This is a genomic window from Sphingomonas sp. SORGH_AS_0438, from assembly GCF_031453475.1.
Taxonomy (GTDB): domain Bacteria; phylum Pseudomonadota; class Alphaproteobacteria; order Sphingomonadales; family Sphingomonadaceae; genus Sphingomonas.
The window spans coordinates 925246-937497 of sequence record NZ_JAVIZS010000001.1; the positions used below are offsets into that span (position 1 = coordinate 925246).

9 protein-coding genes and 1 pseudogene are annotated in these 12252 nt (G+C 65.6%); 1 reads left to right on the top strand and 9 read right to left on the bottom strand.

Annotated features, from left to right (window positions below; genetic code table 11):
• Window positions 1–52: 52 nt before the first annotated feature.
• A pseudogene (locus QE452_RS04490) lies at window positions 53–3134 on the bottom strand (TonB-dependent receptor plug domain-containing protein).
• Window positions 3135–3544: 410 nt separating this feature from the next.
• On the bottom strand, window positions 3545–4870 hold the full coding sequence (locus QE452_RS04495) for a sorbosone dehydrogenase family protein (RefSeq protein WP_309659844.1): 1326 nt from the start codon (window positions 4868–4870) through the stop codon (window positions 3545–3547).
• 166 nt (window positions 4871–5036) lie between these two features.
• Between QE452_RS04495 and QE452_RS04500 the strand changes: the two genes are divergently transcribed.
• Entirely contained in the window at window positions 5037–6611 is a 1575-nt protein-coding gene (locus QE452_RS04500) for an HAD-IIIC family phosphatase (protein WP_309659843.1), read from the top strand.
• 37 nt (window positions 6612–6648) lie between these two features.
• Here QE452_RS04500 and QE452_RS04505 read toward each other — a convergent pair whose 3' ends face one another.
• The 7 genes from QE452_RS04505 to QE452_RS04535 form a co-directional block, all read right to left on the bottom strand.
• Window positions 6649–7548: a hemolysin family protein gene (locus QE452_RS04505; RefSeq protein WP_309659842.1), complete on the bottom strand. Its 900-nt coding sequence runs from the start codon at window positions 7546–7548 to the stop codon at window positions 6649–6651.
• 2 nt (window positions 7549–7550) lie between these two features.
• A complete protein-coding gene (gene ybeY, locus QE452_RS04510) occupies window positions 7551–8063 on the bottom strand; it encodes an rRNA maturation RNase YbeY (RefSeq protein ID WP_309659841.1) in 513 nt (170 codons plus the stop codon).
• Between the two features lie 66 nt (window positions 8064–8129).
• Window positions 8130–9128, bottom strand: coding sequence for a PhoH family protein (locus QE452_RS04515; RefSeq protein WP_125994553.1), 999 nt, complete (start codon window positions 9126–9128; stop codon window positions 8130–8132).
• A gap of 65 nt (window positions 9129–9193) precedes the next feature.
• Complete coding sequence (gene miaB, locus QE452_RS04520; protein WP_309659840.1) at window positions 9194–10510, bottom strand: tRNA (N6-isopentenyl adenosine(37)-C2)-methylthiotransferase MiaB; 1317 nt, start codon at window positions 10508–10510, stop codon at window positions 9194–9196.
• Entirely contained in the window at window positions 10507–11262 is a 756-nt protein-coding gene (locus tag QE452_RS04525) for a lysophospholipid acyltransferase family protein (protein WP_309659839.1), read from the bottom strand. The genes miaB and QE452_RS04525 overlap by 4 nt, the downstream gene beginning before the upstream one ends.
• A gap of 22 nt (window positions 11263–11284) precedes the next feature.
• Window positions 11285–11707: a Fur family transcriptional regulator gene (locus QE452_RS04530; protein WP_125994556.1), complete on the bottom strand. Its 423-nt coding sequence runs from the start codon at window positions 11705–11707 to the stop codon at window positions 11285–11287.
• A gap of 89 nt (window positions 11708–11796) precedes the next feature.
• On the bottom strand, window positions 11797–12252 hold the full coding sequence (locus tag QE452_RS04535; RefSeq protein ID WP_405052732.1) for a GNAT family N-acetyltransferase: 456 nt from the start codon (window positions 12250–12252) through the stop codon (window positions 11797–11799).

The window sequence follows — 12252 nt, forward strand, 5'->3', positions numbered from 1 at the left end:
TGTCAGGGCAGGGGAATGCCACCCCGGAGGGGTCCGGGGCAACCTGGGGGGATCAGAAGCGGGCGCGGACACCGATGCGGTAGAAGCGGCCCAGCGTGTCGTAGAGCGCCGGATTGACGTCGAGTCCGGTATTGGTCTGCGGCGACGGCGTCGGATCGCGGTCGAACAGATTGTCGACCTTGAAGAACATCGCCACTTCCTTGGTGACGTTCACCGACCCGCCGATATCGACGTAGAAGGCGCCCTTCATCCGGTTTATAGTCGATCGTCGGATTGTTCGCGGTCGAGACCGGGCAGTTGCCGGCCGAGCAGACGACATATTGGTTGCCGAACACACCGTCGCTGAACCAACGCTCCTGGACCAGCAGGCTGAACTTGTCATTGTCATAGGTCTGGATGGCCAGCCACTTCCAGTCCGGCGTCGCGCCCGAATTGGCGCCGGCCGAGTCGACCGGGATGGTGCCGGGCAGGCCGGGATCGGTGATGAAGTCGATCACGTGCGTGCCGAGGCCGCGCAGCGTGAAGTTGCCGTCCAGGCCCAGCGGATTGCGCCACTGATAGCTGGCCTCGATGTCGAAGCCGCGCGTCTTGATCGAGGCGAGGTTGAACGACTGGACGTTGACGAACTTGAAGTCGCTGTCGAGGTCGAATGCACCGCAGGTGGCGGGGATGTTCTGGACGACGCAGAGGTTGACGATCTGCTGCGCCGACAGGCTGGATACGACGTCCTTCACCTTGATGTTGTAATAGTCGAACGACAGGCTGAGACCGGGCAGCCAGGACGGCCGCGCATAGACGATGCCCGCCTCGGTGCTGCGCGCGGTTTCCGGGCGAAGCTGGGAATTGCCGATCGTGTTCTGGATGATCAGCACCTGCCGGCCATTGGGGAACTGCGCCGAGGTGCGCGGATCGGTGAAGTTCGGCACGGTCGTGGTGGTCGGCGCGGCGAACAGTTCCGACAGGTTCGGTGCCCGCACGTCGCGCGAGGTGACGGCGCGGAGGCGGAGGCCGTCGAGCGGCGTCTCCCAGGTGCCGCCGACCTTCCAGGCATAGATCAGGCCCGAGGTGGAATAGCGGGTGGCGCGGCCGGCCAGGTTGACGTTCGCCTTGCCCAGCACTTCCGAGTCGAGCACCGGCAGGTTGAGCTCCAGGAAGCTTTCCAGGACGTGGTACTTGCCCGAGCCGTTCTTGTAGTTGCCGGCGTACCAGTTGCTGCCCGTCGTCGAATTGAGGGTCGGATCGGCCGGGTAGAGGTCCGAATTGGGGCTGATCGACGAGACGCCCGCGCCATACGGATCGGCGTTCACCCGGTAGAATTCCCGGCGATATTCGGCACCGAACGCGATGGCGAGCGGCCCGGCCCACAATTCCAGCGGCGTGCCCGACACGCTGATCGCGGCGGCATCCTGGGTCTGCTTGGTATGCTGGAACGGGCCGTTCTCCGGCACGATGTACGACAGCGCGCCGGCCGAAGGAGTGAAGCCGCCGAAGATGTTGATCGGCTGGCAGCCATTGGCCCGCGCCGTCGCATCGGCGCAGACAATCTGGCCGTTGATCCGGGTCGCGTTGATCGCCTGGTCGTAACGGCGGGTCAGCAGGATGTTGTCGACATTGATGTCGGTGAAGTTGATGCCATGCTCGTAATAGGCATCATAGGACCAGTTGGTCCCGCCCAGATCGGCCTTACCCTTCAGTCCGCCGACGAAGCGATATTGGCGCCGGTCGGTATGGACCTTGATGTTGGGCAGGATCGCGCTGCTCAGGCCGTACTGGAACGAGGAGATGCCGTTCGCCGCGCAGGCCGCGGTGATCGACTCGGGCAGATAGGGATTGGCGCAACTGATCGTCAGGCCGCTGCGCGCCGCGCCCGGATTGGGCTGATTGCTCGACTTGACCTGCGCGACATTGACGGTGGCGTAGATCTCCGTGTCGGGCGCGATGTCATAGCCGATGCGCGTATAGCCGTTCAGCCGTTGGAGCGCCGATTGCAGCGAGGTGCCCGAGCCGACATGGCCCGACTGGTCGCCGCCGACGCAGAAGCCGACGAAGCAGCCGATCACGCTGCCGCCCGCATTCTTGGCCGGCACGCCGTTCGAGCCATAGTTGAACTGGAAGGGGACGCCGTTCACGTCAAAGGCGGTGCCCTGGAGCGGTCCGTTGCTGATCAGGCCGTAGCGGGTATATTGATAGGCCTGGGCATGGTCGCGATAGTTGAACTGCGGCGAGCCGTTGTTGCGGATGCCGGTGTCGACCAGCGTGCTGGCGCGATACCAATCGCGGCTGCCGGCCAGATCCTCGCCGAAATAGCCCGGGCCGACGCCCTGGTCCTTGGAATACTCGCCGCTCAGGATGACGTGCAGCCGGTCGCCGGCAAAGGCCTTGCCGACCGCCGCCTGTGCCAGCACCTGCCCGCCATCGCCATAATTGGTGACGCCGGTCTGAAGGTTGCCCTTGAACCCGGTGAAGCGCGTGTCGGTGATGAAGTTGATGACACCGCCGACCGCGTCCGAGCCATAGGATGCGGAGGCGCCGCCGGTGACGATATCGACGCGCTTGATGAGGAGCTGCGGGAACTGGCTGATGTCCGGCACGCCCGTCACGTTCGCGCCGACCACCCGCTGCCCGTCGAGCAGCGTCAGGGTGCGGATCGTGCCCAGACCGCGCAGCGAGAAGGAGCTGAGACCCTGCGAGCCGCTCGACGTGCTGAACGTGCCCGTCTGCGCGCCGGTCGAGCCTTGCAGCGACGGCAGCTGCGCCACCGTGTTGAAGATGTTGGGCTGCGCGTTCTTGAGGATCTGGTCCTCGCCGATCACCGTCGTCGGCGTCGGCGCGTTAAAGCCGGTCGCGGTGATGCGCGTGCCGGTGACGACGATGTCCGCGCCCGTGGTCGGGGCCTGTTGCGGCTCGGCGGTGCCGTCGGTAGTGGTCTCCGGGGCGATCAGCTGGTCGGGCGCGGCGGGATCGGCGGAGCGCGTGGAGTCCGGCACGCCGGCCTGGTTCTGCGGCGCGGCCGGGGCCGCTTCCTGCGCCAGGGCCGGGCTGGCGATCAGCGCGGCGGCCAGCACGATCAGGCTGGTAGCGTTATCATAAACCCGCGAACCCCGTGTCCGCCCGCGACTGCCCTTCGTCATCATCCATCCCCTTGGTCGTCGGGGCCGTGCCGTTCGATCGGACTGGTCCCCTGGTCGGTGGCGGTCCTTCTACGCCAATGGGGCGCAGCGGGCATCTACGACCAAAGTCGCAGCGACCATCGTGGGGGAGGGGGCTGAACGATCGCCGATCCCGTCGAACGATCGGTGGGAGCGCGACATTCGCAAAACGCTCTGCCGCGCTCCTGCGACGGCAGGAGCCCAGGGCCAGGCCAAGCAACGGCCGGAGATGTGCGGTACCCTGGGCCCCTGCGTTCGCAGGGGCGCGGCAGGGGTACTACAGAGTTGGCGGCCGCCTCGGGTTCGCCCCTGGTTCGGCTTCAGCCGCTTCCGATACGGCTACGCAAAAGGAGATGGGGCGGGCGTCAATCCTCGATCGCGCCCTGACCGCCGGCTTACCGGGCCGCGGACACCCGCCAGATCGCGTTGCCGACATCGTCCGCGACCAGCAGCGCGCCGGTGCGATCGGTGATGACGCCGACCGGACGGCCCATCGCGTCGCCCTTGCCGTTGAGGAAGCCGGTCAGCACGTCGACGGGCTTGGCCCCCTTCACCGGATAGCCGGTCGGACCGAAAGGGATATAGACGACCTTGTAGCCGGACACCGGCTTGCGGTTCCACGAGCCATGCTCGCCGACGAAGGCGCCGTTCGCCCAGGCCGTGCCCAGCTTGGCGCTGTCGGCGAAGCTCAGGCCCAGCGCGGCGACATGCGGCCCCAGCGCATAATCGGGGCGCTTGGAATATTCCTGCAATTGCGGGTTTTTCGGCTCGACCCGGTTGTCGGGATAGCCGCCCCAATAATACCAAGGCCAGCCGAACTGATCGCCAAACTCGACCTGGGTCAGATAATCAGGGGCGAGGTCGGAGCCGAGCATGTCGCGCTCGTTGACCACCGTCCACAATTGCTTGTTGATCGGATTGATCGCCATGCCGTTCGGGTTGCGCAGGCCGGCGGCAAAGATGCGCCAGTCGCCGTTGGGCCAGACCTGGAGGATGTTGGCGCGGTACTTCTCGCGCTCGATCCCCTCATCGGCGATGTTGGTGCGCGAGCCGACCGAGACGAACAGCGTCTTGCCGTCGCCCGACACGATCACGTTCCGCGCCCAGTGGTTGCCGCCACCCGACAGCGCAACGACCTTTTCCGGCTTGGCGGTGATCTGCGTCTCGCCATCGCGATAGGGCACGCGGACCAGCGCATCGGTATTGGCGATGTAGAGCTGCCCGTCCAGCAGGGCCATGCCGAAGGGCGAGTTGAGGCCCTGCATGAAGACGTGGCGCTGTTCGGCCACGCCGTCGCCATTGGCATCGCGCAGCAGCGTGATGCGGTTGGCGGAGGGCACGCCCGCGCCGACCTTGCCGAACAGGTGGCGCATCACCCAGCCCTTGATGCCGCCACCCGAGCGCGGCGGGGAGTTGGTCTCGGCGACCAGCACGTCGCCATTGGGCAGGCGGTAGAGCCAGCGCGGATGATCGAGCCCGGTGGCGAAGGCCACCACCGCCAGCCCCGGCGCGGCCTTGGGCTTGGCGCCGGCGGGCCAGCCGATCGCATCGGCCACCTCGACGGTCGGAATGGTCTGGACGCGCGGCGCGGTGATATCGGGCCGTGCGCCCGCCACCTGGTCGACCGACAGCTTCGCCTCATCGGGCCAGGCGATATAGACGACGATCCCGATCGCCACGACGATGACAAGCGCGAGGACGCGCAGGACGTGCTTCAGCATGACGGCAAGTTAGGCGCTCCGCGTGCCGAACGGAAGGGCCGATGGTTGGTGCGGCGCGGGTTTGCGGATCACGTTGACGATCAGAAACCGCACCGCCCCAACCGCCACGCGGTTAACCGCAATATAAGATAACCACGTCAATCCGAATGCGAAGAGGGCAAGGACCGTGATTAAGCTGGTCATCTGGGATCTAGATGAAACCCTGTGGCACGGCACGTTGGACGCTGGCGACACAATCCGGCTGATTGAGGAGCGTGCCGAGTTGGTGCGGGCCCTGAATGCCCATGGCATCGTCTCTGCCATCTGCTCCAAGAACGACTTCGCGACGGCCCGCGCGCAGTTGGAGGCATTTGGACTGTGGGATGAGTTCGTGTTCCCGGAGATCGCTTATCAGCCCAAGGGCGAGGCGATCGCTACGATCCTTGCCGACATGCAGCTACGCGCCGAGAACACGCTGTTCATCGACGACAATCACGTCAATCTGAACGAGGCCATGTTCCGTCTTCCGGGGCTTAGCACCCTTGATGCAACCTTGCCGACCGTGGAGTCGGACCTGCGCCGCTTGCTCACCGACCAGGCTGCCAGTCGCAACCGGGTCGCCGAGTATCGCAGTCTACAGGCGAAGCGCGACGATCGCCGTACGCAGGGGCAGGTCAGTGATGAAGCCTTCCTGCGTTCGTGCGACATAAAGGTGTGTGCCGTGCGAGGGATGGGAATACTGGATTACCTTCCTCGAGTCGTCGAACTGGTGGCACGCTCCAACCAGCTCAATTACTCCAAAAGTCGTATTTCTTCGGAACATCTCTATGGCTTCATCATGGATGGAAGTCATGCTTTTGACTGTTATACGTTTTTTGCATCGGATCGGTATGGCGATCATGGATTGGTCGGCTTCGGCGTGGTGGATAACGCAACTAAAAATTTGATCCATTTTGTCTTCTCATGCCGGGTGATGCATATGGGCATTGAGAGTTGGGCAATCGAAAAAATTCAATCGTATCATACTGCCGATCTCATAATACCTGGCGACTGGGTGCGGCGGTGGTCGCGGGAAAGTGGTACATGGATCAGTGAACAATATTACCACGAGCCTGAAGTGCGTACTATGCTGCTCAACAGTCAGCACGAAGCCATGGATACGGAATTGTCGATGCGGCTTATGGCTTCCTGCCAGTCAGGAGGCATAGCGCACTATAGTAAGTTTCGTAGTAAAATCGATGCCGATTTATACCCGCGAGAATTTGATTTAGCCAGATTTATTGATGGTTGTTACGTAATTCCTGATTGTCCAAAGTTTATTGTCTATGATGCAGGGTCGCAATACAGATATAGCTACAACACTGGAATTATTATTCAAACTGATATCGGGCTATATGAAGCGTGCGTGGAACACATGTGTCAGTTTCTCGAATTTAATGACATAAAAGCATTGATATTGCTGCCACCGGAGGATTTGGAAAGCGATGCATATCGTAATGATGCTCTCCCCAAGGAAGTATTTTTCGCGCTAAATAGTATCTGGCGACGAATGTTGTTAACGTACGGGTGTATCACTCTTTTCGATATAGGGGTTGGTATCGCTCGGCACGATATAGCCGACGCTCGGCACTTGCGACAAAATGGACCGAAGACGCTCGCTGGCTATATTGATCAGTGGTTCGAGATCGTGACCCAATCCGAGGAAACACAGAGCATCGCGACGACGTCGCAGGACGATCAGCCACGGTGCGAAGCTGCCTGATCACCAGCGGCGCAAGCCGCCGCTGGTGAGGCCTTGTTCAATCGGCGGCCTCGAGGGCCTGCTCGGCCGGCGGGTGGAGCCGCAGCCGGTGGATGCGGCGTTCGTCGGCGTCGATGATCTCGAACGTCCAGCCCGAGGGATGGACGATGCACTCGCCGATCGCCGGGACATGGCCGGCCAGCACCGCCGCCAGCCCGCCCAACGTGTCGACATCGCTGTCCGCTTCGCCCAGCCGCTCGTCGATCGCCTCGGCCGCGTCCTCCAACTCGGCGCGTGCGTCGGCGTCCCAGCCGCCATTGTCGAGCGGGATCAGCAGCACCTGGGGCGCCTCGTCATGCTCGTCCTCGATCTCGCCGACGATCTCCTCGACCAGGTCCTCGATCGTCACCAGGCCCTCGGTGCCCGAATATTCGTCGAGCACGATCGCCAGATGGACGCGCTTGGAGCGCATGTCGGCGAGCACGTCGAGCGCGCCCCGGCTCATCGGCACATAGAGCGGCTCGCGGATCAGTGCCGCGATCGTCGCCGGCTGCGGCCCGCCGCGCGCCAGGATCGCGAACACGTCCTTGATATGGACCATGCCGATGATCGTATCGAGCTTCTCGCGATAGACGGGCAGGCGGCTGTGGCCGGCCTCCGCGAAGATCTGGACCAGATGCGCGAAGCTGGTCCGCTCCTCGACCGCGACGATATCGGCGCGGGGCACGCCGACATCGCCGGCATCGCGCTCGCCGAAATGCAGCAGGTTGCGGACCATCTGCCGCTCCAGCGGCGACAGGTCCCCCTTGGCGTCCGGCGCGGGGTCGTCCTCGTGCCGGTCGATCGCCTCTTCCAGCTGTTCGCGCAGCGATTCCTCGACCCCATTGCCGAAGATGAGGCTTTTCAGGCCGCGCCAGATGCTTTCATCGTGCGCGGCGCTACTTCGGTCGTCGGCCAAGATCAGTCCTCACGTATCAGATAGGGGTCGGCGATGCCGAGCGAGGCGAGCGCCTGGCGTTCCAGTTCCTCCATCGCCTCGGCCGCCTCGTCGTCATCGACATGGTCATAGCCTAGCAGATGGAGCACGCCGTGCACCATCAGATGGGTGGCATGGTCGGTCACCTGGATGCCGCGCTCGGCCGCCTCGCGCTCGCACACGCCATGGGCCAGCACGATGTCGCCGAGCAGCAGCTCGCCATCGTCGCTGTTCTGGCTGACCGTATCGATCAGGTCGGGCTGCACCATCGGGAAGGACAGGACGTTGGTCGGCTTGTCCTTCTGCCGATATTGGTGGTTGAGCGCCTGCACCTCGGCATCGTCGGTCAGCCGCACGCTGATCTCGACCAGGGCCGGCGTGGTGATGAGCGGGCCCTGCGGCGTCCGCTCGATCGCGGCGCGGGCGGCGCGCTCGGCGATCACCTGCCAGTCGCCATCGGGCCAGGGCTCTTCGCGGGAAAGTTCGATCTGGATCATGCCCGGTCCTTAGCCGAGATGGGGAGGGGGGAACAGCACGCCCGTGGATACCGGGCGTGCTGCGCGTCAGGCGTTCGGGCCCTCATAGGCTTCGACGATGCGGCCGACGATCGGGTGGCGGACGACGTCGGCGGCGGTGAAGCGGCTCATCGCGATCCCCTCCAGCCCCTCCAAGCGGCGCACCGCGTCCGCCAGACCGGAGGCGGCGACGCCGCCGGGCAGGTCGACCTGGTTGGGATCGCCGCAGATCACCATCCGGCTGTTCTGGCCGAAGCGGGTCAGGAACATCTTCATCTGCGCGGGCGTGGTGTTCTGCGCCTCGTCGAGGATGACGAAGGCGTCGCCCAGCGTCCGGCCGCGCATGAAGGCGATCGGCGCGATCTCGATCTCCCCGCTGGCGATCCGCCGTTCGACCTGCTCGGCGGGCAGGCAGTCGTAGAGCGCGTCGTAGAGCGGGCGGAGATAGGGATCGACCTTCTCCTTCATGTCGCCAGGCAGGAAGCCCAGCCGCTCGCCCGCCTCGACCGCCGGGCGCGACAGGATCAGCCGTTGCACCGATCCGGTGATCAGCTGCGCCACCGCCTGCGCCACCGCCAGATAGGTCTTGCCGGTGCCCGCCGGCCCCAGCGCGAAGATCATGTCGTTGCCGACCAGTTCGCGCATATAGTGCGCCTGGGCCGGCGTGCGCGGCACGATCGTCTTCTTGCGGGTGCGGATCATGATGCCGGGGCCGCGCTGCCCCTCGGCGGAGACGATGCCGTCGAGCGTCGGCTCCGCCGCCATCGCGATCGAGGCGTCGACCAGCCCCGTGTCGACCGGTTCGCCCCGCTCGACCCGGCTATAGAGATCCTGGAGCACGTCGCGGGCCAGCGCCACCTGTTCGGCGGTGCCCTCCAGCCCGATGCGATTGCCCCGCGCGGTGATGTACACTCCCAGCCGATTTTCCAGCGCGACCAGATTCTGGTCATATTGGCCGAACAGCAGCGCCAGCGCCTGTGGGCGGTCGAACACCAGTTCGGTGCGGGAACGCTCACCCAGGCGGGCGGGGACGGGCTTGCGGCTCATGCGGTCCTTTCAGTGTCAGCGAGTCGAAGGTGAATGTGGGACGCCGACGACCGAAAGGAAAGATGTCATGCGGCCTCGGCCATTCGGACGACGCCCGAAAGCGAAACGGGGCCGGCGGCGGTCAGCGTCACGGTGACCAGATCGCCGATCGCATGGTCGCCCATGAAGTGGACGGATTGCAGCCAGGGCGACTTGCCGAGCATCTGCCCGGGCAGCTTGCCGCGCCGCTCGACCAGCACCTGGCAAATGCGGCCGACGGTGGCGGCGTTGAACGCCTGCTGGTCGCGGCCGAGCGCCGCCTGGAGCCGCTGGAGCCTTTCGTCCATCACCTCCGCCGGCACCTCGTCGGTCAGGCCGACGGCGGGGGTGCCGGGGCGCGGGCTGTACTTGAACGAAAAGGCCTGGGCATAGCCAACTTGCTCGACCAGGCTCAGCGTGTCGCGGAAATCCGCTTCGCTTTCCCCCGGGAAACCGACGATGAAGTCGCCCGACAGCGCGATATCGGGCCGCACCGCGCGCACCCGGTCGAGCAGGCGGAGGTAATCGTCGCGGCCATGGCTGCGGTTCATCGCCTTCAAGATGCGGGTCGAGCCCGACTGCACGGGCAGGTGCAGATAGGGCATCAGGCTTTCGACATCGCCATGCGCGTCGATCAGGCCCTGGCGCATGTCGTTGGGATGGCTGGTGGTGTAGCGGATGCGCGCCAGGCCGGGGATCTGGTCGAGCGTGCGGATCAGGTCGTGCAGCCCGCGGCCCTCATCGTCCCAGGCGTTGACGTTCTGGCCGAGCAGCGTGATCTCGCGCGCGCCGGCCTCGACCAGCGCCCGCGCCTCGACCACCAGATCGTCGAAGCGGCGCGAGACCTCGGCCCCGCGCGTATAGGGCACGACGCAATAGGTGCAGAATTTGTCGCAGCCCTCCTGCACGGTCAGGAAGGCGGAGGGGCCGACCTTGCGCCGCGCGGGCAGCTTGCCGAACTTGGAGGCGAGCGGCATGTCGGTGTCGAGCGCGGGCGCGCCCGCCGCCGCCTTGGCGACCAGATCGGGCAGGTTGTGATAGGCCTGGGGGCCGACCACGACGTCGACCTTGGCGCGCGCGATGATCTCCTCGCCCTCGGCCTGGGCGACGCAGCCGGCGACGGCGATCATCGGCGTGCGGCCGTGCTTGCGGAGCCGGCCGATGTCCGAATAGACCTTCTCCGTCGCCTTTTCGCGGATATGGCAGGTGTTGAGCACGACGAGGTCGGCGCTGTCCGCATCGGCGGCGGTCAGCCCCTGCGCGGCCATGAGTTCGGCCATGCGCTCGCCGTCATAGACGTTCATCTGGCAGCCGAACGACTTGACGTGGAATGTCTTGGGCAGGTCTTTGCTGGGCGCGGTCATGCCGCGCCGTTACCAGAAGCCGGCGCGGAAGGGGAGGGGGCGACGCTGCCGAGCGCCGCGACCGCCGCATGGGCCTGGGCCGCGATGGTCTTGCGATGGCCGTGCGGCAGGAAGGGCTCGCCGAACCGCAGCGTCGGGCGGAAGCGGCCGGGCCGGCGCAGGACGCGCAGCGCATGGGTCAGGCCCGTCTCGTCCCCCCAGATCAGGTCGCGCGCCGCGCCATAGTCGATCCGGACCGGCTGCACGCACAGGCCCGGCGGCGGCGGGGCGAGGGCACCGAGCAGCGCGGGCTTGAACGGGAGCAGCGTCTCGCCGTCGCCCGTCGTCCCCTCGGGGAAGATCACGATCGGCCAGGGGCGGGCCAGCGCGCCGCGCAGCCGCTCGACCTGGTCCGCGATCCCCAGCCGGTCGGCGCGATCGACGAACAGCGTGTGGTTGAGCCCCGCCAGCCAGCCGACCATCGGCGACGCCTGCAACTCCGCCTTGGCGACGAAGGCCGCGCCCGTCTCGCCCGCGAGCAGCAGGATGTCGATCCAGCTCAGATGATTGGCCAGCATCACCGTCTGCGCCCCGGCCGGGGTGCCGATCACGACCGGCCGCGCGCCGACGATCCGCCCGCATCGCCGCAGGAACCGGCGCGGCCAAGGCGATGGCCGGCCCGCCAGTCGCCACAGGCCGTGGAGCGGCAGCGCGGTGACCAATGCGGCGGCGAGCCTGGCGAGGCGCGCCGCCAGTCGGAGGTTGGCGGTCACCGGCCGTGCTCCGCCTTCGGGATCACGGCTTGCGGTCGAGGCGGACGCCGTAGAGTTCCATGCGGTGGTCGACCAGGCGGAAACCCATCCGCTCGGCGATCGCCTTTTGCAGCAGTTCCAGCTCGGGATCGACGAATTCCAGCACATTGCCGGTCTCGACATCGATCAGATGGTCGTGATGCGCCTCGGGCGAGGGTTCGTAGCGGGCGCGACCGTCCCCGAAATCGTGCCGGTCGAGGATGCCGGCCTCCTCGAACAGGCGCACCGTGCGATAGACGGTGGCGATCGAGATGCCCTTGTCGATCGCGGAGGCACGCTCATACACCTTCTCGACGTCCGGATGATCTTCCGCCTCGGACAGGACGCGGGCGATGATCCGGCGCTGTTCGGTGATGCGCAGCCCCTTTTGCTGGCAAAGGGCTTCCAGGTCGATCTTCCGCGCCATCTCATGTCACTCCTTGATGACGACGCATTAGGCCCGTTCGCTTGTTGCGAAAAGAGGATACCGACTCGCAATAAGTGAAGGGGGTCGAATTAGAGGGCGCGCGAATAGGTATGGGCGTCGAACGCCTCGCCACCCCGGCCGCGATAATAGGCGCGACGCTCGCCCACCTTGGCGAAGCCGGCCCTGTCATAGAGCGCCAGCGCCGGATTGCCGGCCCGCACCTCCAGATGCAATTTGGTCACTTCGGCGCGCTCGCACTCGGCGATCACCTCACGCAGCAGCGCGCCGCCGATGCCGTGGCGCTGATGGGCGGGGACCACCGCGAGCAGCAGCAGTTCCGCTTCGTCGGCAACGATCCGGGTCATGGCGAAGCCCGCCGGCACCTCGTCGATACAGGCGATCATCAGCGACACGCCGGGCATCGCCAGCACGCCCAGGCACTGGCTGCGCGTCCAGGCTTCGCCAAAGCGGGGGGCGAAGGCGGCGGCCATCAGCTCGTCGACGATCCAGGCGTCGCGGGTATCGCCAGGGCGCAGGGTGAGCAT